Annotated in this window: 24 protein-coding genes; 14 read left to right on the top strand and 10 right to left on the bottom strand. The window is 46.8% G+C overall.

Going from position 1 to position 24,589, the window contains the following annotated elements; translation table 11 throughout:
* The first annotated feature begins 11 nt into the window (after nt 1–11).
* The 4 genes from A4G20_08335 (at nt 12) to A4G20_08320 (ending at nt 3,361) form a co-directional block, all read left to right on the top strand.
* On the top strand, nt 12–1,034 hold the full coding sequence (locus tag A4G20_08335) for a glycerol-3-phosphate dehydrogenase (protein QIW16341.1): 1,023 nt from the start codon (nt 12–14) through the stop codon (nt 1,032–1,034).
* Nucleotides 1,035–1,850: a serine O-acetyltransferase gene (locus A4G20_08330; protein ID QIW16340.1), complete on the top strand. Its 816-nt coding sequence runs from the start codon at nt 1,035–1,037 to the stop codon at nt 1,848–1,850.
* A gap of 100 nt (nt 1,851–1,950) precedes the next feature.
* Nucleotides 1,951–2,826 (top strand): hypothetical protein, encoded by an 876-nt coding sequence (locus A4G20_08325; GenBank protein QIW16339.1) that lies wholly within the window; start codon nt 1,951–1,953, stop codon nt 2,824–2,826.
* Between the two features lie 58 nt (nt 2,827–2,884).
* Nucleotides 2,885–3,361, top strand: coding sequence for a transcription elongation factor GreB (locus A4G20_08320; protein QIW16338.1), 477 nt, complete (start codon nt 2,885–2,887; stop codon nt 3,359–3,361).
* A gap of 19 nt (nt 3,362–3,380) precedes the next feature.
* Here A4G20_08320 and A4G20_08315 read toward each other — a convergent pair whose 3' ends face one another.
* Complete coding sequence (locus A4G20_08315; protein ID QIW16337.1) at nt 3,381–3,800, bottom strand: twitching motility protein PilT; 420 nt, start codon at nt 3,798–3,800, stop codon at nt 3,381–3,383.
* Between the two features lies 1 nt (nt 3,801).
* Nucleotides 3,802–4,056 carry a prevent-host-death protein gene (locus A4G20_08310; GenBank protein QIW16336.1) on the bottom strand — a complete coding sequence of 85 codons (255 nt, stop codon included), beginning with the start codon at nt 4,054–4,056 and terminating at the stop codon, nt 3,802–3,804.
* A 127-nt stretch (nt 4,057–4,183) separates the two neighbouring features.
* On the opposite strand from A4G20_08310, the gene A4G20_08305 reads away from it, so the two are divergent.
* From A4G20_08305 to A4G20_08265, 9 genes are all read left to right on the top strand, one after another.
* Nucleotides 4,184–6,118: an ABC transporter ATP-binding protein gene (locus A4G20_08305; protein ID QIW16335.1), complete on the top strand. Its 1,935-nt coding sequence runs from the start codon at nt 4,184–4,186 to the stop codon at nt 6,116–6,118.
* A 192-nt stretch (nt 6,119–6,310) separates the two neighbouring features.
* The gene (locus tag A4G20_08300) at nt 6,311–6,901 is read left to right on the top strand and encodes a hypothetical protein (GenBank protein ID QIW16334.1); all 591 of its coding nucleotides are present in this window, start codon (nt 6,311–6,313) and stop codon (nt 6,899–6,901) included.
* Nucleotides 6,902–7,090: 189 nt separating this feature from the next.
* Entirely contained in the window at nt 7,091–8,050 is a 960-nt protein-coding gene (locus A4G20_08295) for a transposase (protein ID QIW16885.1), read from the top strand.
* A 61-nt stretch (nt 8,051–8,111) separates the two neighbouring features.
* On the top strand, nt 8,112–8,822 hold the full coding sequence (locus A4G20_08290) for a lipoprotein releasing system, ATP-binding protein (GenBank protein QIW16333.1): 711 nt from the start codon (nt 8,112–8,114) through the stop codon (nt 8,820–8,822).
* Entirely contained in the window at nt 8,822–10,072 is a 1,251-nt protein-coding gene (locus A4G20_08285) for a lipoprotein transporter subunit LolE (protein QIW16332.1), read from the top strand. The genes A4G20_08290 and A4G20_08285 overlap by 1 nt, the downstream gene beginning before the upstream one ends.
* Before the next feature lies 1 nt (nt 10,073).
* On the top strand, nt 10,074–11,366 hold the full coding sequence (locus tag A4G20_08280) for a hypothetical protein (GenBank protein QIW16331.1): 1,293 nt from the start codon (nt 10,074–10,076) through the stop codon (nt 11,364–11,366).
* Between the two features lie 131 nt (nt 11,367–11,497).
* Nucleotides 11,498–13,264 (top strand): aspartate--tRNA ligase, encoded by a 1,767-nt coding sequence (locus tag A4G20_08275; GenBank protein QIW16330.1) that lies wholly within the window; start codon nt 11,498–11,500, stop codon nt 13,262–13,264.
* A 328-nt stretch (nt 13,265–13,592) separates the two neighbouring features.
* Nucleotides 13,593–14,360 carry a tRNA cyclic N6-threonylcarbamoyladenosine(37) synthase TcdA gene (locus tag A4G20_08270; GenBank protein QIW16329.1) on the top strand — a complete coding sequence of 256 codons (768 nt, stop codon included), beginning with the start codon at nt 13,593–13,595 and terminating at the stop codon, nt 14,358–14,360.
* 447 nt (nt 14,361–14,807) lie between these two features.
* Nucleotides 14,808–15,419 carry a transposase gene (locus A4G20_08265; GenBank protein ID QIW16328.1) on the top strand — a complete coding sequence of 204 codons (612 nt, stop codon included), beginning with the start codon at nt 14,808–14,810 and terminating at the stop codon, nt 15,417–15,419.
* A gap of 123 nt (nt 15,420–15,542) precedes the next feature.
* Here the strand turns inward: A4G20_08265 and A4G20_08260 are convergent, their stop codons facing one another.
* Entirely contained in the window at nt 15,543–16,124 is a 582-nt protein-coding gene (locus tag A4G20_08260; GenBank protein ID QIW16327.1) for a hypothetical protein, read from the bottom strand.
* A 200-nt stretch (nt 16,125–16,324) separates the two neighbouring features.
* Nucleotides 16,325–17,770 carry a sodium:alanine symporter gene (locus A4G20_08255; GenBank protein ID QIW16326.1) on the bottom strand — a complete coding sequence of 482 codons (1,446 nt, stop codon included), beginning with the start codon at nt 17,768–17,770 and terminating at the stop codon, nt 16,325–16,327.
* A 329-nt stretch (nt 17,771–18,099) separates the two neighbouring features.
* Between A4G20_08255 and A4G20_08250 the strand changes: the two genes are divergently transcribed.
* Complete coding sequence (locus A4G20_08250) at nt 18,100–18,687, top strand: phosphoheptose isomerase (protein ID QIW16325.1); 588 nt, start codon at nt 18,100–18,102, stop codon at nt 18,685–18,687.
* 53 nt (nt 18,688–18,740) lie between these two features.
* Here A4G20_08250 and A4G20_08245 read toward each other — a convergent pair whose 3' ends face one another.
* The 6 genes from A4G20_08245 to A4G20_08220 all read right to left on the bottom strand — a co-directional run bounded on the left by A4G20_08245 (nt 18,741) and on the right by A4G20_08220 (nt 24,588).
* Nucleotides 18,741–19,703, bottom strand: a complete 963-nt coding sequence (locus tag A4G20_08245; GenBank protein ID QIW16324.1) for a calcium/sodium antiporter — start codon at nt 19,701–19,703, stop codon at nt 18,741–18,743.
* A gap of 81 nt (nt 19,704–19,784) precedes the next feature.
* Nucleotides 19,785–20,942: a chorismate mutase gene (locus A4G20_08240; GenBank protein ID QIW16323.1), complete on the bottom strand. Its 1,158-nt coding sequence runs from the start codon at nt 20,940–20,942 to the stop codon at nt 19,785–19,787.
* Between the two features lie 183 nt (nt 20,943–21,125).
* Nucleotides 21,126–21,425 (bottom strand): addiction module antidote protein, HigA family, encoded by a 300-nt coding sequence (locus tag A4G20_08235; protein ID QIW16322.1) that lies wholly within the window; start codon nt 21,423–21,425, stop codon nt 21,126–21,128.
* Between the two features lie 8 nt (nt 21,426–21,433).
* Nucleotides 21,434–21,712 (bottom strand): excinuclease ABC subunit A, encoded by a 279-nt coding sequence (locus A4G20_08230; GenBank protein QIW16321.1) that lies wholly within the window; start codon nt 21,710–21,712, stop codon nt 21,434–21,436.
* Nucleotides 21,713–21,909: 197 nt separating this feature from the next.
* Nucleotides 21,910–23,487 (bottom strand): glutamine-hydrolyzing GMP synthase, encoded by a 1,578-nt coding sequence (locus tag A4G20_08225; GenBank protein QIW16320.1) that lies wholly within the window; start codon nt 23,485–23,487, stop codon nt 21,910–21,912.
* A gap of 27 nt (nt 23,488–23,514) precedes the next feature.
* Nucleotides 23,515–24,588: a hypothetical protein gene (locus A4G20_08220; protein ID QIW16319.1), complete on the bottom strand. Its 1,074-nt coding sequence runs from the start codon at nt 24,586–24,588 to the stop codon at nt 23,515–23,517.
* Nucleotide 24,589: the final 1 nt, after the last annotated feature.

The raw sequence follows: 24,589 nt of genomic DNA, 5'->3' as shown, positions 1-24,589 counted from the left end.
AAGGAGAAATTATGGATTATTCTGCACCTATTGCGATTCTTGGCGCAGGTTCTTATGGCACGTCTTTGGCCATCGCCCTAGCCCGGAGGGGCAGTAAGGCCCACCTTTGGGGCCACAGCCCCCACAAGATGGAAAAAATGGCCCGAGAGCGTAAAAATCAGGAATTTTTGCCCGATGTGGCCTTTCCTGAAGACTTGATTGTGGAAACCGATCTAGGCCAAACCCTGGCCAAGGTTAAGGATATTTTGATTGTCGTGCCCAGCCATGTTTTCCGTGAAGTCCTCCTGCAAATGAAGCCCTTTTTACGGGACGAGCACCGCATTATGTGGGCCACCAAGGGGCTAGAACGGGATACTGGCCGGCTATTACAAGAGGTCGTTGTGGAAATTTTGGGCGATAATCACCCGCTTGCCGTGCTGTCTGGCCCGACTTTTGCCAAGGAATTAGCCCAGGGCCTGCCAACGGCCATTTCACTGGCCTCCAACGATCCTGTTTTTGCCGATGAAATGCAACAGCGTATTCACTGCTCCCGCTCCTTCCGGGTTTATACCAATAGCGATATGGTGGCCGTGCAATTAGGTGGTGCAATTAAGAATGTGATTGCCATTGCCGCTGGTGTGTCTGACGGCATGGGCTTTGGCGCCAATGCCCGAACAGCTCTCATTACCCGAGGGATTGCTGAAATCAGCCGCCTCTTGGTTTCCTTGGGCGGCAACCCAACCAGCCTGATGGGCATGGCTGGCTTGGGCGATTTAGTCCTAACCTGTAGCGACAACCAATCCCGTAACCGCCGCTTCGGCCTTATGCTAGGCCAGGGCAAGGGGATTGAAGAAGCCATTGCCGAAATCGGCCAGGTGGTGGAGGGCTATTACAACACCAAGGAAGCCTATCTTTTGGCTCAAAGACAAGGGGTCGAAATGCCAATTGTGGAGCAGATCTACCAAATGCTCTTCTGCGGCAAAAATACCAAGGCCCATATCCGCAAGGGCGTGTCAGCCCTCTTGGGGAGAGAGCGTAAGGGGGAGGAAATTTAGATGAAAAAAACCGATGTAAACCAAATCTGGCAGCATATCCGCCAAGAGGCCCAAGACCTGGCCAATAACGAGCCCATGCTGGCCAGCTTCTTCCATGCCACCATTCTAAAGCATACCAACCTGGGCGGGGCGCTCAGCTACATTCTGGCCAACAAACTGGCCAACCCCATTATGCCGGCCATTGCCTTGAAGGAAATTATTGAGGAGGCCTATGCGGCCGATCCGCAAATTATCTACAGCGCCGCCTGCGATATCGATGCCGTCCGCACCCGAGACCCAGCCGTGGATAAGTGGAGCACAGCCTTGCTCTATCTCAAGGGTTATCACGCTTTGCAAAGCTATCGGGTTACCCATTATCTCTGGAAGCAGGGCCGACAAGCCCTGGCTGTTTACCTGCAAAATGAAATTTCTGTGGCCTTTGATGTGGACATCCACCCCGCCGCCCAAATCGGCTGTGGCATCATGTTAGACCACGCCACCGGTATTGTGGTGGGCGAAACCTCGGTGATTGAAAATGATGTATCCATCCTGCAAGGGGTCACCCTGGGCGGAACGGGTAAGGAAAATGGCGACCGCCACCCTAAAATCCGCAAGGGCGTGATGATTGGGGCGGGGGCCAAGGTGCTGGGCAATATTGAAATTGGGAAGTATGCCAAGATTGGGGCAGGATCGGTGGTGGTGCAGGCTGTGCCAGAATATGCCACTGCCGCAGGCGTGCCAGCCAAGATTGTCGGCCAGTCCAAATCCCAGAAACCGGCCTTTGATATGAACCAGTATTTTGAGGATGAATTTGCCGATCACGGGGTTAATATCTAAAAAAATTGAACTTATTGGATTTTTGTCACTCAAAAGGAAAGTAATTACCATAATTACACTTCTTTTTATAACTTTTTATTCTTAAATAAGGAATGTCACAATGAAAAAATCTCTTCTAACCGCATTAGTTTTAGGTGCAACCGTTACTTTAGCAGCCTGTGATGATGCCAAAAAAGCTGTTGAAACAACCACTCAAGAAGTGAAACAAGCTGCATCAGATGTTAAAGATGTTGCTGCGGCAAAAATGGAAGAAACCAAACAAGCAGCGGCTGAAATGAAAGACGCAGCAGCTGCAAAAGTTGAAGAAGTCAAACAAGCGGCCAGCGAAATGAAAGATGCCGCAGCTGCCAAGGCTGAAGAAATGAAAGACGCAGCCAATGCTAAAGTAGAAGAAGCGAAAAAAGCGATTTCAGATGCAACTGATTCTGCCGCAGCCAAGGGTGCTGAAATGAAAGATGCAGCCGCCGCTAAAATGGAAGAAGTAAAACAAGCAGCAGCCGACACTAAAGATGCCGCAGATGCCAAAGTGGCTGAAATGAAAGCCGCAGCTGATGCTAAAGTTGAAGCAGCCAAAGAATCTGCTGCTGAAATGAAAGACGCCGCTGCTGCTAAAACTGAAGAAATGAAGGCTTCAGCAGATGCCAAAATGGAAGAAATGAAACAGGCCACATCTGACGCTAAAGACGCGGCTGCTGCCAAGGGCAACGAAATGAAAGACGCAGCTGCAACTAAGGTAGAAGAAGCCAAACAAACGGCAAGTGAAGCCAAAGAGGCTATGGCCACCAAGGCAGAAGAAGTAAAAGCTTCCGCTGCAAATCAAGTTGAAGAAGCCAAACAAGCAGTAACTGATATGAAAGACGCCGCTGCTGCTAAAACAGAAGCCGCTAAAGATGCTGCTGCCACCAAAGTAGAAGAAATGAAACAAGCCATTGATTCTAAAGTGGAAGATGTTAAACAAGCGGTAGAAAGCAAGTAATTTTCTGCAAACCCCCATAACCGCACGATTTCGTGCGGTTTTTTCGTTTTTCTAACTTATGGCAAAATCAAATTACATTACCCGCTCAGGCTGGCAGGCTCTGGATCAGGAGCTGAAATTTCTCTGGAAGGAAGAACGGCCCAAGGTCACTCAAGCTGTGTCTGATGCCGCCGCCCTAGGCGACCGCAGTGAAAATGCGGAATATATCTACGGCAAACGCCGCCTGCGGGAAATCGACCGCCGGGTACGTTTTCTGACCAAGCGTTTGGAAGTCCTGCAAATTGTGGACTACAACCCTAGCCAAGAGGGCAAGGTCTTCTTCGGTGCCTGGGTGGAATTGGAAGATTTAGAGGGCGGCATCAAGCAGTACCGCATTGTCGGCTGCGATGAGTTCGACCCTGCCAAGCAGTGGATCTCCATCGACTCCCCCGTTGCTCGTGCCCTGATTGGCAAACAGGTAGATGATGAGGTCAGCGTGATCACCCCGTCAGGCAAGGTGACGCTTTATATCAATCGGATTTGGTATGAGAAGTAGGGTGCATTTTAAGGCACCTTTATTCTACGAAGGGATTTAACAACTTTACGCCAAAGTTCTCAAAATCCTTAATGTTGCGTGTCACCAAAATAAGATTATGCTGCTTAGCTGTAGCAGCAATCCAAGCATCGTTTTCGGGAGCATGGTAGGGAATGTGAAGCTGGGCACAAAGATGGGCAGTTTGTTCATCAAGGCCAAAAGTCTGATCTTTAAAGGTAGTTTTAACTTGTTCTTCAAACCAAGTACGTAGGATTTGCCCTTGAGGAACATCTTTACGCTCCATAGACAAGACGCCACGCTCAATTTCCATTAAAACAACGGTACTGGTATAAATTTGACTAGGTTGAATGCCCTTGATCCAAGCCAGCACACCAGTATTGCACTTGCCAAATTTAGCTCGGCGAATTTCGCTAATAACATTGGTATCAAGCAAATACATCTTAAAATTCCACCTCTGGACGTTGGCCAATGCTTCGAGGTTGAAGCTCCAATTCAATATCTGCACAGGCAGGAGCAGTATCTGCTAACATATCAAGAATATTTTGGCTTGATTTGGATTGTTTTGTATAGGCTGCATAACTCAAAAGTACAAAAGCAGGCTCCCCACGATTGGTAATAATCACAGGCTCAATCAAAGCTGCTTTTTGAGCTTGACTGAGGCGTTGATTAAATTCACGGCTGGTCATAATGGTCATATTATTCCTCCTTAGTAGTGATGAGGCTACATCTTAGGGCTTTTGCTCAAGAAAAACAAGAATAGCTTTTCCCTTTAAGCCAAAATTTCGCTAAAATTGCCCTATTTTCAATTATTAAACCGAATTTATGGCACTCTTAAACCTTTCCAACGCATACCTGTCCTTTAGCGACCATCCCCTCCTAGACTACGCCGAACTGCATATTGAGCAAGGCGAGCGGGTCTGTTTGGTTGGTCGCAATGGGGCGGGCAAGTCCACCCTCATGAAAATTCTGGCCGGCGAAGTTCAGCTGGATGATGGCAAGCTCATCTTTGAAAAAGACATCGTGGTCACCCGCCTGGAGCAGGATCCGCCCCGCCATATTCAAGAAACCGTGTTTGACTATGTGGCGGAAGGGATTGCCCACCTGGCCGACCTTCTCAAGCAGTACCACCACATTTCCCAGCAAATGCTGACCGACTACAGCGAGAGCCTGATGAACGAGTTGGCCAAGGTTCAGGCCCAGTTGGAACATGCCAACGGCTGGCAGTTTGAAAACCGCATTCAAGACACCCTTAAAATGCTGGAACTTGACCCTGAAACCCGCCTCTGCGAGCTTTCGGGCGGTTGGGTTCGCCGGGCGGCCCTGGCCCGGGCCCTGGTGGCTAATCCTGATGTGCTACTCTTAGACGAACCGACCAACCACTTGGACGTAGAAGCCATCAGTTGGTTAGAAGATCTGCTCTTGGATTTTAAGGGATCGATCATCTTTATTTCCCACGATCGTGCCTTTATCCGTAAGATGGCCACCCGTATTGTCGATCTGGATCGAGGCAAGCTGGTCTCCTATAACACCAATTACGACCAATATTTAATCGACAAGGAAGAAAACCTGCGGGTCGAAGCCCTGCAAAATGAGCTTTTTGACAAGAAGTTGGCCCAGGAAGAGGTTTGGATTCGTCAGGGTATCAAGGCCCGCCGTACCCGTAATGAAGGCCGGGTTAGAGCCTTGAAAGCCCTGCGGGAAGAACGCCGCAACCGCCGAGAGGTGCAAGGCACGGCCAAGATCCAAATCGACCAGTCCACCCGCTCGGGCAAGATTGTGTTTGAAATGGAAAATGCCGGCTATGAAATTGAGGGCAGAAGCCTACTCAAAAACTTCACCACAACCATTCAACGGGGCGACAAGATTGCCCTGGTTGGGCCAAATGGCTGCGGCAAAACCACCTTTATCAAGCTGCTTTTAGGCCAACTAGAGCCAACCAGCGGGTCTATCCGTTGTGGCACTAAGTTAGAGGTGGCCTATTTTGATCAGTACCGGGCTGACCTCGATCCTGAAAAAACCGTGATGGACAACGTGGCCGATGGCAAGCAGGACATCGAATTTAACGGGGTCAAACGCCACGTTTTGGGCTATCTGCAAGACTTCCTCTTCCCACCCAAACGGGCCATGACCCCGGTCAAGGCCTTGTCTGGTGGGGAACGTAACCGCCTCTTGCTGGCCAAACTCTTACTCAAGCCCAACAATCTCTTGATTCTGGACGAACCGACCAACGACTTAGATGTAGAAACCCTGGAACTACTGGAAGAACTCTTGGCCGACTACCAAGGCACGCTCTTGATTGTCAGCCACGACCGCCAATTTATCGACAACACCGTAACAGAATGCTATATCTTTGAAGGCGAAGGCGTGGTCAATAAATATGTGGGCGGCTATTTCGATGCCAAACAGCAGCAGACCAACTACTTCGCCACCCAGGCCGATTTGCAAAAAAACAGCAAAAAAGCCCCGCTTGTTGAGGTAAAGCAAGCGGTTGAAAAAGCCTCAAATTCTGCAAAGGCCGAGAAGAAGGTTAAATTATCCTACAAGGAACAGCGGGAGCTAGAGGCCCTGCCAGAGTTGATGGAAGGCTTGGAGGCAGAAATTGAAGCCATACAGGCCGAGGTTAATTCAGCCGACTTCTTCAGCCGAGAACCAGCCTACACCCAAGGCCAGTTACAGAAATTGGCGGATAAGGAGCTGGAACTGGAGCAGGCCTTTGAACGTTGGGAAGTGCTGGAAAATATTAAGAATGGGGTATAGTCTATTGCCTAATTGATGGCGCCAGCGTCCTCGCTGGTGCCTTATTTCTTAAGGCTTTTTCAGCACCAGCCTGGAGGCTTGCGTTACCTAAGATTGACAAAAATAGCTGCGCTGTATCAAGATATAGAGTGGGCATAAAGAAGGGCAGAGTGAAAAGCTCTTTTCCAGATGGCGAATAATATAGGGAAAGCAATGTGCATCCACAAAGAACTTATTAAACCAAATTCTCCTGAGCATTTTGATTATTTTCTTGGTTGGTTTTATCGCTCAAATTATGATTTTAAAATGAAAATTTGGGAATTAATTTGTGCAGGTGAAAAAGTAATAGAATTTAATGAGTTTTATTTTATAATAGATTTTGATAATAAACTAATTTCTATACGGTCTATATATGACAGTCGAACACATAATAGTTTCTTTTCGAGGGAAGAGTGGGAATTAAACGTTGAATTTAATGAATTTGAAATTGTTACTGGAATTAAGACCATTGATTATGACAGTTATTATAGAACAAAGGATGATTGTGGGTTTGCTATAATAATTCTAGAAGAAATCCCAAAAGAATTGAAAATTGGCATTGATATTTTAGAAGATATAAAAAATCAAATAAATCTTATGTATAAACATATGGATCTAAATTATTTTTATCCCAATTATCATTTATTTTATAAGGAAAAATTAAAAAATAGTGATTTTTTATTATTTTTGTATGAATTAGCAATATCTTACATTAAATATGCTAAACCTGTGGATATAATATCAAAAAGTAACTTATGCCGATAGCCAGTGTAGAGTGCATTTACACGCACCCTTGTATATTAAAAATCTAGTACACTAGCAACAAACCACCACAATCTGCATCTCGTACGCACCCAAGAGAGCAACTCGTTTTGTAGCAATGAGAGCAGATTGTATCCATCACCAAAACCGAACAGTTGCCAGACTTAAAACCGAATGCAAGGCAGGTTAATGATGAACGAACACAAAATTTATTGCGGTATTGATGTTGCTAAACGTAACTTCGTAATTGGCTTGTCCAATAAAAAACAAACCAAAACCGAAACCAACAACCCCAAAGGCTTTCAGCATACTATTGAGTATCTGAACAAGCTCAAAGAAGGCCGTGTTGATTTGGTCGTACTTGAAAGTACAGGCGGCTTGGAAATCCCCCTAGCCAAAGCTCTACACCGAGCAGGTTTTCGGGTCATCATTGCCAATCCACGCCAAACCAATCAGTTTGCTTTGTCGCAGTCTTTAGCGAAAACGGATACAAAAGATGCGAAAATGCTGGCATTTTACGCCCAAATGTTGGCTACTCGTGGCGATGTAGAAAACCAACTTTATACGCCACCTACGCCCGAAATGGAGCGTTTAGAAGCCCTTGTGGTACGCCGTACCCAGCTCGTGGAAATGCGCTCTGCGGAGAAAAACCGCCTTGAGCAAGTTCACGAAAGCCAGCTGGCGAGTGTCGAAGCGGTGATTGCCTACCTAAGCCAGCAGATTGACCAGCTGGATAAGGACATTGAAGAGCAAAACAAGCACTTCGAGGACACCACAAAAAAGTTTAAAGACATCAAAGGGTTAGGTAATAATACCATCGCCGTTTTGATGTCGATGTTACCCGAGTTAGGCAAGCTCACCAACAAGCAGATTGCCTCACTGGTTGGCGTTGCACCACACCCCAAAGAGAGCGGAGAAAGCCGTCAAAAAAGTCGCTGCTTTGGTGGTCGTAAAATGGTTCGCAATGCCCTGTATATGGCGACCTTTGTTGCCGTTCGCTTTGAGCCTAAACTCAAGGTTTTTTACGAACGCCTACGAGCCAATGGCAAGGCGTTCAAGGTGGCGATTAACGCCTGTATGCGTAAGCTATTAACCATTTTAAATGCGATTGTCCGTGATGGTTCGCAATGGGATAGCTGTGCGATAAATTAACGATTTTGTATTTTCAATTTTTATTGGAATACAGTTGCTACACTTCAATATGGCTTGCTGTATGTGGGTTAAAAACGGAAATAACATGAACCAAACCGAACTACTCCGCTGTGAAAAAATCAGCAAATTCTACCAAGAGGGTGGGGAGCAAATCCAAATCCTCAAAGAGGTTTCCTTTGACATCAAGGCTGGCGAGCTGGTGGCCATTGTTGGCTCCTCTGGCTCGGGCAAGAGTACCCTGCTTCATACCCTGGGCGGGCTGGATCAGCCCGGCTCTGGCCAGGTCTTTATCAAGGGCCAGTCCCTGCAAAGCCTGTCCTCCAACCAACTGGCCCAGCTCCGCAACCAGAACCTGGGTTTTGTCTATCAGTTCCACCACCTCATGGCCGATTTTTCCGCCCTTGAGAACGTGATGATGCCCATGCTGATTGGCAAGCAGAACAAGCGTGAGGCCCAGGATCGGGCAGAGAAAATGCTCCAGGCTGTAGGCCTGGCTAAAAGAATGAGCCACCGCCCATCAGCCTTATCAGGCGGGGAACGCCAGCGGGTGGCCATTGCTCGAGCCCTGGTCAATAACCCAGCCCTGGTGCTGGCTGATGAGCCCACCGGCAACCTGGATCAGAAAACTACCGAAAGTATTTTTGAGCTCATCAAAGAACTCAATCAAGAGCAAAATATCGCCTTCTTGCTGGTTACCCACGATCTAAATTTAGCCCACAAGCTCGACCGCCGCTTGGTTATGCGGGATGGCGTTTTAAGCGAGGAAGGCTAATGAATACGCCATTTTTTATCAGCCTGCGTTACCAACGGGGCAAGCAGAAAAATCGGCTGGTTTCGCTCATATCCCTTTTCTCCAGCATCGGGATTGCCCTGGGCGTGGCGGTCTTGATTGTGGGGCTGAGTGCCATGAACGGCTTTGAGCGGGAGCTTAACCAACGCATCCTGTCGGTTGTGCCTCATGCCGAAATTCAGTCCTATGCCAATAATCAGAACCAGCCTATTGGGGACAGCCAGCATTTGCAAGATTTGGTCAAAAACAACCCGCTTGTCCAGGCCGTGTCGCCCTTTGTTAGCTTTACGGGCCTGATTGAAAACGGCTCAAAACTCAAGATCGCCCAGGTGCGAGGGGTAGAGCCAGATAAACAAGATGAAGTAAGTAGCCTTAGCCAGTTTATTCCAGGCCCACAGTGGCAGGCCTTTAAGGAAGAGGGCGGGCTGATTTTGGGGGCTGGCATTGCCCGAGATCTAGAGGTAGAAGCCGGCGATGAAGTTACACTCCTACTGCCCCAGGCCAGCGAGGACAACAAACTGGCCCAGCCCCTACGCTTTAGCCTGCCGGTTACCGGCATTCTGCGTTTGGACGGCCAATTAGATCACAGCTACGCCCTGCTTCCGCTTGCCAAGGCCCAGGAACTCTTGGACTACCCAGCAGGCCAGATTTCAGGCCTAGAGCTGGCAGTGAAAGAGCCCTTTGCGGTTCGCCAGCTGGCCTTTCCCGAACTGGCCACCTACCCACAACCTCTCTATGTGCAAACCTGGATCGACAAGTTCGGCTATATGTACAACGACATCAACCTGATCCGCACGGTCATGTATATTGCCATGGTGCTGGTTATTGGCGTGGCCTGCTTTAACATCATTTCCACCCTGATTATGGCGGTTAAGGACAAGCAGGGCGACATCGCCATCCAACGCACCCTGGGGGCCAACAATCGCTTTATCCAGCAGATCTTCCTCTGGTATGGCCTGCTTTCAGGCATGAAGGGGGCAGTGGCCGGGATTATCCTAGGCGTGCTGACCTCGCTCAATTTAACGGCGCTTATCAAGGGAGTTGAAGGGCTGTTAGGCCATAAGTTGCTTTCAGATGGAGTCTATTTTATCGACTTCCTGCCCAGCGAGCTGCACTGGCTAGACATCGCCTATGTGCTGGTCGCCACCCTGGTTTTAAGCCTGGTCGCCAGCCTCTATCCGGCCATTCGGGCTTCAAGGTTGGAGCCGGCCAAAGTATTAAGTGGACACTAACATGGGACTTATCGAAACCATCTTTATCATCATCGGCCTGATTGTGATCAGTGCCATCATTTCTTCTGCCGAAATTTCCTTGGCGGGGGCAAGACGCATTCGGCTCCTGCAACTGATTAACGAAGGCGACAAGCGGGCAGAAATGGTCTTAAAATTGCAAGAACACCCAGGCCGCTTTATTACCGTGGTGCAAATTGGCCTCAATATGGTGGCCATTTTGGGCGGTATCTTCGGCGAAAGTGCTGTCAGCCCCTATCTCTACCAGTTTTTAAGTGCCTATACCGATGTGGCCTGGCTGGAAACTGGGGCCTCCGTCCTGTCCTTCGTTTTAGTGACCACGGCCTTTATCATCTTTGCTGACCTGATCCCCAAACGGATTGCCATGACCTACCCTGAAATGGTTGCCCTGCATACAGTGCGGATCATGAGCTTTAGCATTATGCTCTTTAAGCCCCTGGTTTGGATTTTTGACAGCATCGCCAACGGCATCTTCCGCCTCTTTGGGATTTCCACCGTGCGGGAGGAGAGCATGACTTCGGAAGACATCGTGGCCGTGGTGGATGCCGGGGCTGAGGCTGGTGTACTCAAGGCTCAAGAGCATTACCTGATCGAAAACATCTTCGATATGCAGCAACGCACGGTTACCTCCACCATGACCACCCGGGAGAATATCGTCTTTTTAGACAAGGCCTTCGACCGCCAAGCCGTGCTGGATACTTTAGCCAAAAACTCCCATTCCAAACTGATTATTTGCGACAATGGGCTGGACAAAATCCTGGGCTATGTGGAATCCCACACTCTCTTGACCCTTTATCTGCATTCAGAACAGGCGGTTTCCCTGACCGACAACCGCCTGCTCCGCAAGGCTCTCTTTATTCCTGATACCCTTTCCCTCTTTGAGGTGCTGGAGCTCTTCAAATCCACTGGCGAAGACTTCGCCGTGATTGTTAATGAATACGCTCTAGTGGTGGGCATTGTGACCCTGAATGATGTGATGAGCATTGTCATGGGCGAGCTGGTCTCTAGCGAAGAAGAACAAATTGTCCGCCGGGATGAAGATTCCTGGCTGATTGATGGGGTAACCCCGCTGGAAGATGTCAAACGAGCCCTGGATATTGAGGCCTTCCCCCATGATGAAAACTACGAAACCATCGGCGGTTTTATGATGTATATGCTGCGAAAAGTGCCCAAAAAGACCGATTTTGTCTTTTTCGACAAGTATAAGTTTGAGATTATCGACACCGAAAACTTTAAGATTGACCAGGTGATGGTCTCCTTACGCAAGGATCTCTAACCAAAGCCCAAGCCTGCTTGGAAACAAGCGGGCCTAAATCCCCAATTTTTTGCAAATTTCTGCACGCTTCGGCAATTTTGGGCTATAATCTCCCACAATTTTTTCCAGATTTTACAAAAGGATAAACAGATATGATGCGTTCTCATTATTGCGGTGCATTACGCCGTGAACAGGTTGGTCAAAACGTGACCTTAAGCGGTTGGGTACACCGTGTGCGTAACCTTGGTCGCTTTATTTTTATGCAAATTCGTGACCGTGAAGGCCTGGTGCAGGTTTTCTTTGATGAAAAAGATGAAGCCCTCTTTAAGGTGGCCTCCAGCCTGCGTGCAGAAGCCTGTGTGCAAATTAAGGGTGAGGTGATCGCCCGTGATGAGAGCCAGATCAACAAGGATATGGCAACGGGTGAAATCGAAGTCTTGGTAAAAGATCTTTTGGTTTACAACAATGCTGAGGTGCTGCCGTTAGACTTCAACCAAAACAACACCGAAGAACAGCGTCTCAAATACCGCTACTTGGATCTTCGCCGCCCAGAAATGGCAGAACGCCTTAAAACTCGTGCCAAGATCACCAGCTTTGTCCGCCGCTTTATGGACGATCACGGCTTCTTGGATATCGAAACCCCGATGCTGACCAAGGCCACTCCAGAGGGTGCTCGTGACTACCTGGTGCCAAGCCGAGTACACAAGGGCAAGTTCTACGCCCTGCCACAATCACCACAGCTCTTTAAGCAGTTGCTCATGATGTCGGGCTTTGACCGTTATTATCAAATCGTCAAATGCTTCCGTGATGAAGACCTGCGTGCCGACCGCCAGCCTGAATTTACCCAAATCGATGTGGAAACCACCTTTATGACCGCCCCTGAAGTGCGGGCAGTGATGGAGGAGATGATCCACGGTTTGTGGTTGGATCGCCTCAATGTCGATTTAGGCAAGTTCCCACAAATGACCTGGACAGAGGCTATGACCCGCTTCGGTTCAGACAAGCCAGACCTGCGTAACCCGCTGGAATTGGTAGATGTGGCCGATATTCTGAAAAACGTTGAGTTCAAAGTATTCAATGAACCTGCCAATAACCCAGACGGCCGTGTGGCGGTTATTCGTGTGCCAAATGGGGCAGAGATTACCCGCAAGCAGATTGATGAATACACCCAATTTGTGGGCATTTACGGGGCCAAGGGCCTGGCCTGGATGAAGGTCAATGACATCAATGCCGGCCTTGAGGGTATTCAAAGCCCGGTGGCTAAGTTCTTAAATGAAGAGGTCATCAAGGCCTTGCTTGAGCGGGTCAATGCCCAGTCTGGCGATATTATCTTCTTCGGGGCAGATAAGTGGAACGTGGTCACCGATGCCATGGGAGCTTTACGCTTAAAATTAGGGCGGGATTTAGGTTTAACGGATTTAACTGCCTGGAAACCGCTTTGGGTGGTAGACTTCCCAATGTTTGAAAAAGATGATGAGGGTAACTGGTCGGCCATGCACCATCCATTTACTTCGCCAAAAGATTTAAGCCCTGAAGAACTCAAGGCCGATCCGAAAAATGCCGTGGCCAACGCCTATGATATGGTGATTAACGGCTACGAAGTGGGCGGTGGCTCGGTGCGGATCTTCAACCCTCTTATGCAGCAAACCGTGTTTGAAATCTTAGGCATTAATGCTCAAGAACAGCAAGAAAAATTCGGTTTCTTGTTAGATGCCCTGAAGTTCGGCACACCTCCACATGCTGGCCTAGCCTTTGGTTTAGACCGCTTGACTATGCTGATTACGGGGACAGAAAACATCCGTGATGTGATTGCCTTCCCGAAAACCACCGCTGCGGCTTGTTTGATGACAGAAGCCCCAAGCTATGCCAATGAAAAGGCCTTGGTGGAGTTGGGTGTTGCTGTTGTAAAAGCGGAATAGTTAAACTACCTGAAAAACAGATCCCCCTCTTTGAAAAAGAGGGGCTAGGGGAGATTTTACAGCAGTGCAATCAGCGAGAGGGATTGCAACATTTTGTAATTTTTATCCCGCTTGTAGTAGGTTAAATTCCCCCCCCCTTTTTTTTTCAAGGCAGGGCTGTCAAGTTCTAAATAAGCAATTTAATGTGATTGGTAGGGACGCATTGCATGCGTCCGCAAACCTTATCAGAACGCATATATCGCTCGGACGCATGCAATGCGTCCCTACAATAGAACTTGACACCCCTGCTTTTTCAAAGGGGGATTTTCTTTTTTCTTATCTCAAAAAAATGACAGAAAGACTAGACAACTACGACCAACGCTTTGGCGGGATTGGTCGGCTTTATACCCCCGCAGGGCTGGAAAAACTCAAGCAAGCCCATGTCTGTGTGATCGGCATTGGCGGGGTTGGCTCTTGGGCGGTGGAGGCTCTGGCTCGTTCAGGGGTGGGGCGGATTAGCATGATTGATATGGACGATATTTGCGTGACCAATATCAACCGCCAAATCCATGCCATGAGTGGCGAAATCGGCAAGCTCAAAACCGAAGCCATGAAGGAAAGGGTGCTGAAGATTAACCCTGAATGCCAGGTAGAAATCATTGATGATTTCCTGACCCAAGATAATTTAAGCGATTATCTGATGCGGGGCTACGATTATGTGATTGATGCCATCGACAGTGTGCGGGTCAAGGCGGCCCTAATTGCCTTTTGTAAACACAATAAGATCAAGCTGATTACCACCGGTGGGGCAGGCGGCCAGACCGACCCTAGCCAGATCCAAATTACCGATTTAAGCAAGACCATCCAGGATCCGCTGGCTTCTAAAGTGCGTAATCTGTTACGCAAAGAATATAACTTTAGCACCAACCCCAAACGCAAATTTGGGGTGGACTGCGTTTTTTCTACCCAGCCTCTCATCTTCCCACAAATGGGGGAAAATTGTGAGGTATCGGCTTCCATGAATTGTGCTAATGGCTTCGGGGCAGTGACCATGGTAACCGCAACCTTTGCTTTTTTTGCGGTGAGTCGAGTGGTGGATAAGCTCTTAAAGGCCTAAAATCTAAAGATAAATATCCTCTCCCTTTGATCTCTTTGCACTGCATTTTATAGGGCATATAGGACAAAATAGTTGGTAAAAAGTGGCTTAAAGCCTTATAGTACAAGGCTTTAAGCCCTCTTTTTGAAATATGCACAAAAAACTGTCCTTTCTGCCAACATTCCCCGATCCAGAAGTATGGCAAACAAAATAATGTACAGCGTTACAAATGTCTTAGCTGTAATAAAACATTTACCTTTAAGAATAAATTAGATCCTGAAAAAAATTTGGCTTGATTATTCATCTGGAAAACAAACACAAGTACAGTTAGCAGAAAAATATTCTTGCTCTTCTCGAACTATTCGAAGATATTTAGAGAAGCACCCTAAATCCTCCTTAAATAAACCTCAAAATACATACTTGAACTTAATTATTGATACAACATTCTTTCACCGAGATTTTGGTGTAATGGTGTTTATTGATAGCTCTACAAAAAAGGTGGTTTATCACCAAATAGTCAAAACAGAAAAAGATATCTATTACAAGAAGGCCATGAACCGTTTAAGGGAAAGAAATTATATTATTCAATCAGTTACCTGTGATGGGCGTAGAGGCCTCTTAAAAGATTTGTTCAATACACCAACACAGATGTGTCAGTTTCATCTTGTAGCAATCGTAATGAGGGCATTGAGAAAGAAACATCAATCACATGCAGGAAGAGAATTAAAAAGTATTATTAAGACGCTTAAAACCAGCTCTAAAAATGAATTTTATTTAAAAATATATGAATGGAAGAGAAAACACCAGGAGTTTTTAAGTGAACGGTCAGATAAACCAAATGAAAAAGGGAAATACCCTTATAAACATCGAAGTGTAAGAAGTGCTGCTGCGAGTATTAAGCGTTATTATGAATATATTTTTACTTATGAGAAATATCCTGAATTAAATATTGAAAAGACAACAAATAGGATTGAAGGTTTATTTAAGGAACTAAAAGACAAATTACGTCCGCACAGCGGTTTAACAAGAAAGCATAAGATCTTGTTTATACAGGACTTTTTGAACAAAAAGAGTTGGTAAGGATCTGTTAAAATAATCTTTACCAACTTTTTTGTCCTATAGAGGCATAAAGTGCAAAAAGACCAACTATTTTGTCCTATATGCCTTTTATAGATAAAAGGGAGTTTTCTTTTCGATATTCTCTTACCATTTCGTTGTTCTACAAAAGTGCTCAATGCCGATTTCGGTGTATTCCAAACAATGATATTTTTCTAATTCGGCTTTTTTCTTTTCTAACACTTTTTCAGGTAGCCCTCTTTCTTTTAAAAGGTTTTCGGCTTTGTGGCATAAAGGATGATTGTTTTTCTGGGCAACTGCCAACAATTCGGCAAAGAATTGCCATTCTTGATTGTAAATTTTTCTATTGGGAAAATGCTCTGCTTTTGGGGTTGAAACCTTAAGGTAAAACTCCAAAATGTCTGTCCAGGCTTCCACATCACTATCAAAAGCAAAAAAAGGCCGCTTAAATAAGCTGCCAAACCTTTTATCCCAAAGTTTCAGATGGTCAGGAATATACCAGGCCTTGGTTTCATAAATTTCATCTTTAAGAATACGCTGCCAGATGGCGGAAGGTTCTCCTTCTCTTAACATGGGCTGGCGATTTTCAGCCTCCAAAATATCATAGGCTTCTTGGGGAGATAATAAAACAAGGGCCATTTTAACCTTGTAGCCAAAATATTTATCTTGAGTGAGTGTTTTATATATTTCTATATTTTTGTTCTGCATAATTTTCCTGCCTATTTAAAAACTTTTGCAAATTTTTACTTAAATCTGCCCGCTTGTTGTAGTTGATGAGATAGTAAACAAATAGGGTTGATTATTCAAGGTGTTAAGCCTGTTAAACTTGCCCAACAAGCGGTTCAAATTCCCCTATTTCTTGCAAAAAAAAACGGCATCATGAGATGCCGTTTGTCCTTTAAGTGACTTTAATCTTTCGATTTCCAAATCAGTGGATCAACCCCTCGTTTAATGAGTTCTGGGTGATCTTCAATTTTAAAGACAGGTTCTTGGCCAGCCTTAACTTGTTTTTGGTAGTCTTTTAACACCACCCAAACCAGTGGGGCTAAGAGGATAATTGACACTAAGTTAATCATGGCCATGGATGCCATAACCGTGTCAGCAAAGGCCCAGACAATCCCGCCGTCACGCACTGCGCCGAAATAGACGAAGAAGAGCACGATTAAGCGGAAGGCCAGAATAAAGGCTGGGCGGTTGCGAATGTAGCGGATGTTGATTTCTGCGTAGGCGTAGTTGCCAATGATGGAGGTGTAGCAGAAAAGTAGGAGGATAAAGGCCAAGAAGTGGAGGCCAAATTCGCCTACATGGAACTCAAGGGCCTTTTGGGTCAGCGATACGCCCCGCAGGCTTTCGCTGCCGTAATCATTCGAGAGTAGGATGATAATGGCCGTACAGGTACAGACAATGATGGTGTCCACAAAGACGCCCAGCATTTGAATGAGTCCTTGGGTGGCAGGGTGTTTGGCGTCAGAAGTGGCGGCGGTGTTAGGGGCAGAACCCATACCGGCTTCATTAGAGAAGAGGCCCCGTTTAATCCCCATGAGCATGGCCTTGGAGAAGATGGCACCAAACATACCGCCTGCCATAGCTGAGAAATCAAAGGCACTGGAGACAATGTTACTTAAGACGGCTGGCACTTTTTCGATGTTCATGCCCAGAATAATCACGGCCATAATGAGGTAGAAAAGGGCCATGGTCGGCACGATTTTGGCCGATACTTGGCCAATCCGTTTTACGCCGCCAAAGATGATGGCTGCGGTTAAGATAACCAAGATAAGGCCGACATAGTTGGCATTCCAACCCCAGGCGTTGCGGCTGGCTTCTACAATAGAGTTGGCCTGAACCGCATTAAAGGCGAAGCCGAAGGTGAATATTAAGGTAACGGCAAAGGCCACGGCCAACCAAGGGGCCTTGAGGCCACGGGTGATGTAGTAGGCTGGGCCGCCACGGAACATACCGTTAGGGTCACGGGTTTTGTAGAGCTGGGCTAGGGAGGATTCGGCAAAGGCAGAGCTCATCCCGATAAGGGCAGTTACCCACATCCAGAACACCGCACCTGGGCCGCCTAGAGCAATGGCAGTTGCCACTCCGCCGATATTACCCACGCCCACACGGCTGGCCAAGCCTGTGGCAAAGGCCTGGAAGGGGGTAAGGGAATCGCCGCTGGTTGAACGGCCAAACCACATTTCACGGATACTTTGGGGCAGTAAACGCAGTTGTACTAGGCCGGTTGAGAGCGTAAAGAAAAGGCCTGTGCCTAAAAGGGTGATGACGGTAATGTCCCAAAGGGGGCCGTCAATGGTATTGACGATCCAATGGAGCAGGCCTTCAAAGCCTGAAATAATGGAGTCCATAGTAAAAAAACCTCATAAGAGTAGTATAGAAAAATTGGAATTATGTAAGCTAAAAAGCGATTGGTGAGACGGTTGCTGAGCTTGTCGAAGCATGAGTCGAACCATGAGTTTTTAGAGTTTGCACAAAACTTATGCTTCGACAAGCTCAGCAACCGTTTTGTGTTATGTTACATAATCTCGAAAACCTGTGCATTGTAATGATTTTTTGAGATTTGAAAAGTTATTTTAATTTATTTCATTAAAATAAGTAATCAGTGTAAAAAATTTTACATTGGCGGCAGAATAAACTAGACTTGGCCTGCGTTTAACCCCTTATATAAGGACTCACAATGTATTTAGATCAAATCAAAGCCGAGCTGCAAGAAGCAGCAGATGTCTTAGACAAATTTATGTCTGATGAAAAGAATATTGCCCTGATTCAAGAGGCCGCCCTCTTGATTGCCAATAGCTTTAAACAAGGCGGTAAGGTGCTGTCTTGTGGTAATGGCGGCTCGCATTGCGATGCCATGCACTTTGCTGAAGAGCTAACCGGCCGCTACCGTGAAAATCGCCCAGCCTACCCAGCCATTGCCATTTCAGATGTTAGCCATCTCAGCTGTGTTAGCAACGATTTCGGCTATGACTATGTTTTCTCTCGTTATATCGAAGGCGTTGGCCAGAAGGGCGATGTGCTGTTTGGCTTATCCACTTCAGGCAATTCTAAAAATGTGCTCAATGCCATTGAAGCGGCCAAGGCCAAGGGCATGAAGGTGATTGCCCTCACAGGCAAGGATGGCGGGAAGATGGCTGGCCTGGCGGATGTGGAAATCCGTGTGCCGCATTTCCGTTATGCTGACCGCACCCAAGAAATTCACATCAAGGTTATCCATATTTTGATGATGTTGATTGAGTTTGAAATGGCCAAAGCGGATCAGTAAGGGCTATCTATAAAATGCGGTCAAAACAGCGTATTTTGACCGCATTTGCAGGCTTAAATCGCCGTTTTAAAGAGGTAGAAATTGTAGCCAATATAGGCTAATAAGAAAATGAAACCTTGAATACGGTTAATTTCTCCCTTCTTGCCCAAGCCAAAGATCAATAATAATAGGGTTAAGGCAGACATAACCAACATATCACGGTTAAAGACTTCTGGCCCAGCCTGGATAGGCGAGATGGCGCCTGCAATCCCCACCACGGCCAAGGTATTAAAGAGGTTGGAGCCGATGATATTGCCCACGGCTAAATCCACTTCATTTTTACGGGCTGCCGCAATGGAAGAAGCCAGTTCAGGCAAGGAGGTTCCCACCGCCACGATGGTTAAACCAATAACCAAATCACTCACGCCGAAGTAATGGGCGATTTCTACTGCCCCCCAAACCAGCAACTGCGAACTGCCCATGAGCAGGGCCAATCCAATGATAATCCACATCAAGGCCTTGCCCAGTGGCATGGCGGCCTTGTCTTGCAATTCCTCATCAACATCATGGGCCAGGCTATCCTCTCGATTACGCAAGCCCGCCCAAATGGTCCAGCCCATATAAACAAAGAAAACGCCCAGTAAGACCCAAGCATCTAAATGGCTGACATCACCATCGATAATAAGAAAGGCAGAAAGGGCTGTGACTAAAATGAGCATGGGTAATTCTTGCTTCAGGACTTGGGAATTGACCGCCAGGGGCAGAATAAGGGCGGTTAAGCCTAAAATAAGGGCAATATTGGTGATATTGGAGCCATAAGCATTGCCCAGGGCAATCCCTGGGTTATCATTAAGGGCAGCAAAGGCCGATACGATCATTTCAGGGGCGGAGGTGCCGAAGCCGATAATCACAATACCGATTAACAACTGGGGCATGCCAAAATGGCTGGCGGCGCCTGCGGCGCCATCGACAAAACGGTCTGCCGACCAAATTAAAATCAATAAACCGCCCAGAATGGCGAGAATGGGTAATAACATGAAAACTCCTAAAATTGAGAAGGCAAAAATGCCCTATATTTTGTTTTAACAAGCGGGCTAAAATCCCCACTTTTTTGCAAATTAGAGCTTAACTGGCTCGACAATTTCGCTTGGGTAGCAGCCCAGCACCTTCATAAAGCTGGTCACCTTTTCTAAATCCAAGAGGGCTGCCTGCATTTGTGGCTGGTGGATATTGGCCTCCAGTTCCACATAAAACATCTCCTCCCAAGGCTTGCCATAAATAGGGCGGGATTCCAGCTTCATCATGCGAATATCGTGCTGCTTAAAGACCATCAGGGCATCCACCAAGGCACCAGCCTGCTGGCTGGTGGTCATGAGCAGGAGGGTTTTGGTTTGTACCTGTGGCGAGACTTTCACGGCCTCCTTAGCGAAAACCAAGAAGCGAGTGATGTTGTTGGGTTGGTTGGCAATATTGCGTTCGATCACATCCAGGCCGTAGAGCTTGCCACCATCTTCATTGCCCAGGGCCACAATGTTGGGCTTGTTGAGGCGGGCCACCAACTGCATGGCATGGGAGCTGCTTTCGCAATATTCAATATGCACCTTGTTCAGCCCCTGAATAAAATGGCTACATTGCTGAATTACCTGTGGGTGGCTGTAGAGGGTATTGACCTGATTGAGATCAACCTCGCCATTGGCCAGCACGCAATGCTTAATAGGGTAGGCCAGCTCGCCCACAATGGCTAAATCGGTATGTTGCAGGAGATCATAAACATCATTGATGGAGCCTGATGTGGTGTTCTCTAGTGGCAACACTCCATAATCAGCTTCGCCAGTGCTAACCTTATCCAGTACGCTCTTGAAGGAGTCACAGCTCAACTCAATCAGGGATTCCTGATATTGTTTGGTAAATTGACGGGAAGCCAAGTGCGAGTAGGAACCCCGCATACCCAAGAAGGCTACCTTGACGCTATTAGCATTTAATTCATTGAGTTTTTCTTGCAGGTATTTCTGCTGGGTTAGCACTGAATCTTCGATGATGCGCTGGAAAATATCGGTGATATATTGCGGATCAAGCTGATAGTTCTCACTTTCCGCAAAATTGACCAGCTCCTGTAAAAGGGCCTTTTCCCGCTGCACATCCCGCAGGGGCTTTTGGGTAATTTCCTTGCTCCGTACCACATCATAGGCCACACGGTGGCGTTCAGACAGGAGTTTTAAGAGGTGGCGGTCAATCTGAGTGATCCGCTGGCGAATTTCCGATAAATCTAAAGACATGGGTTTCCTTAAACATAAATGTTAATGGAGGAAAGATACAACAAAAAACAGGATTAAGAAAGGATTTGGGCAGAAAAAAGCCCCTTGTTTAACCAAGGGGCAAGGTTATCATTTCAGGCCTTTATCTATGCTTGATAAATAATGCGTCTATGAGCAACATGAATAGCAACTTTTATGCTAAATCTAAGCGAAAGCAAAGCCGCTGATGTTGGATAGTTGCGGAGCAATTTCTTGGCGGGTCATCTCCAAATCATAATGGCTTTGCAGGTTGATCCAGCTTTGAGCATCTGTACCAAAGAAAGAGGCTAGTCGCAAGGCTGTATCAGGCGTAATGGCTCGTCTGCCTTTGACAATTTCATTGATCCGTCTTGGCGGTACACCAATGGCCTTGGCTAGGGCATATTGGCTAATTTCTAAGGGTTTTAGCCAATCCTCCAAGAGAATTTCGCCTGGGTGGGCGAGAGGAACTTCACGGGTTTTCATAGGTTCTCCTAGTGATAATCGACAATTTCAACGCTATGGGCGTGGCCATTTTGCCAAACAAAACAGATACGCCACTGATCGTTAATTCTAATACTGTATTGGCCTTCACGGTCACCTCTTAGCGCTTCTAAGCGGTTGCCTGGTGGGATGCGTAAAAAGGCTAAATCCGTTGCCGCGTTGAGTTGTTGCAGCTTCCTAAGTGCTACTCGCTCAATCTGAATGAAGCGTTTGACACGCTGGCCATCAAAGAGCCTTTTGGTGTCTTGGCACTTAAATCCTGTAATCATAAACAAACCTTAACGTATTGCGTTATGTTTATATTAACGCAGGGCGTTATTAAAAACAAGTTTATTTTTACTGCTTGCGGATCTCCGCAGGCGATTTTGTATTTTTATATAGTCAGACACCGTCTGACTATATAATAGAAAAGCCCTGTAAATACAGGGCTTTGAGCTATGATGTAATGAATCAAAATATAGGAAGTTTATTCCCATTCAATCGTGGCTGGTGGTTTGCCCGATACATCATACACCACACGGGAAATGCCATTGACTTCGTTGATAATACGGTTAGACACTTTGGCCAAGAGATCATACGGCAGATGTGCCCAGTGGGCGGTCATAAAGTCGATACTTTCCACTGCACGCAAGGAAACCACCCAGTCGTATTTACGGCCATCGCCCATTACGCCAACGGATTTAACTGGCAGGAAGACGGTGAAGGCTTGGGTAACCTTGTAGTACCAGCCAGATTTGTGCAGCTCATCAATAAAGATGGCATCTGCCTTGCGGAGCAATTCGCAGTATTCTTTCTTGATTTCACCTAAAACCCGCACACCAAGGCCTGGGCCTGGGAATGGGTGGCGTTGGATCATATCTTTTGGCAGGCCTAGGGCTAGACCGAGTTTACGCACTTCATCCTTAAAGAGTTCACGCAGTGGCTCAACCAGGCCCAGCTTCATATAGTCAGGCAAGCCGCCTACGTTGTGGTGTGATTTAATCACGTGGGCCTTGCCTGTTTTGCTGGCGGCAGACTCAATCACATCAGGGTAAATGGTGCCTTGGGCTAGCCATTTGACGTTAGGTAATTTGTGGGCTTCATCATCGAAAACGTCCACAAAGACTTTGCCGATCACCTTGCGTTTGGCTTCAGGGTCAGACACGCCTTCAAGGGCAGAGAGGAAGCGATCTTCGGCATTGACACGGGTAATGTTGAGGCCAAATTTATTGCCGAACATATCCATAACCTGATCGGCTTCGTTGAGGCGGAGTAAACCGTTGTCCACAAAGACACAGTGGAGGTTTTTGCCGATGGCACGGTGAAGGAGCAGGGCAACCACGGAAGAATCCACGCCGCCTGACAAGCCTAAAATTACTTCATCATCGCCTACTTGTTCCTTGATACGAGCAACGGCATCTTCAATGATATTTTCCGTGGTCCAAATAGCTTCGCAGCCACAAATACGCACCACGAAGTTTTTAAGCAACTCCGCCCCGCTCTTGGTATGGGTCACTTCTGGGTGGAACTGTACCCCATAGAAACGGCGGCTTTCGTCTGACATAGCCGCAATCGGACAGGTTGGGGTTTGACCTGTGATCTGGAAGCCTTCTGGCAGGCGGGTAACCTTGTCGCCGTGGCTCATCCACACGTCTAATTTGGCCTCAAGGGCAACGGCGGTTTGATCGTCGTTGAGGTTGGCAAAGAGGCGATCGATGGTTGGCAATTCAACCGAGGCATAACCAAATTCACGGTGATCGGAATTTTCGGTTAAACCGCCCAACTGCATGGCCATGGTCTGCATACCATAGCAAATGCCCAGCACAGGTACGCCTGCGTTAAAGACATATTGAGGGGCACGAGGGCTGTTGTTTTCGGTGGTACTTTCAGGGCCACCAGAAAGGATAATCCCTGTTGGGTTGAATTCACGGATTTGCTCTTCCGTGACATCCCAGGCCCAAAGCTCGCAATAAACCCCAATTTCCCGCACACGACGGGCGATAAGTTGGGTATATTGTGAACCGAAGTCTAAAATTAAGATTTTATGTTTGTGAATGTTTTCCATATGGGGTCTCTAAGGGTTACTAAAAAGTTATTGCAATAATTCGTGTAATTTACGTTGTAAAACTGCCTTATCAGGCAAAAGTGTTTGGTATTCAGCCACCATCGCAGGCGATAGATTACGACTAAGGGCATATTCTACCACCTCATTGTCCTTATCCTTGCATAATAAAATGCCAATACTCGGATTTTCATTTTCTCGCTTAACGTCACGGTCTAGGGCTTCTAAATAAAAATTAAGCTGCCCTAGGTGTTCAGGCCTAAATTTGTCTGTTTTTAACTCAAAAGCCACCAGACATTGTAGGGCACGGTGGTAAAAGAGTAAGTCAATATAAAAGTCGCTATTGCCTACCATCAACTTATATTCTTGCCCCATAAAGAGAAAATCTCTGCCTAGTTCTAGAATAAAGTTTTTCATTTGTTGGACTAAGCCCTTTTGCAGATCATCTTCCGAATAAGGCTCTGGCAAATTAAGGAAATCAAAAATATAGCGATCCTTAAATATATGGCTGACATCCGCCTTAAATTCCTGCAAGGCTGGCGATAAATTAGCCTGGGCCTTGCCCAACATGGTACGCTCGTAATAGCTGGCGGAGATTTGCCGATCCAGCTCTCGTTTGCTATATCTTTCCTTAATAGCTAGACGAATATAAAATTCTCGTTCAATATCGGTCTTGCAGCGACCAAAAATGAGACGGTGATGAGACCAGCTTAATTGAGCAAGAATGGTTTGGCGAATATCTTGGGGTACAAATTGTGGCACCACTGGGGCAACATTTTGCGATGTTTTATTGCTTGCTAAATGTGGCACCGCTGGCGCCACAAATTCTTCTAAAGCATAATATTCATAGAATTTTACCATTCTATGAATATTCGATTTATCAAACCCCTTAATTTCAGGATAGGTTGAGCGAATAAATCTGGATAATTCCGCAACCGTCCCATCGCCCCAGTCTGCATTTTGGAGCTTTAAACTAACATAAGCCCCCACGTTCCAATAAAGATTAACCAGCTCGGCATTGACAGCACGCAGGGCATTGGCGCGAGATGTTTGAATCAGGCTGACAATGGCCTCAAATTCGGATTGAAAGAGCGTATTTTCCATA

The organism is Pasteurellaceae bacterium RH1A, from assembly GCA_012221805.1.
Lineage (GTDB): Bacteria > Pseudomonadota > Gammaproteobacteria > Enterobacterales > Pasteurellaceae > RH1A.
The sequence above is the reverse complement of the archived record's forward strand: the minus strand, read 5'-3'. Positions and strand labels throughout refer to the sequence as shown.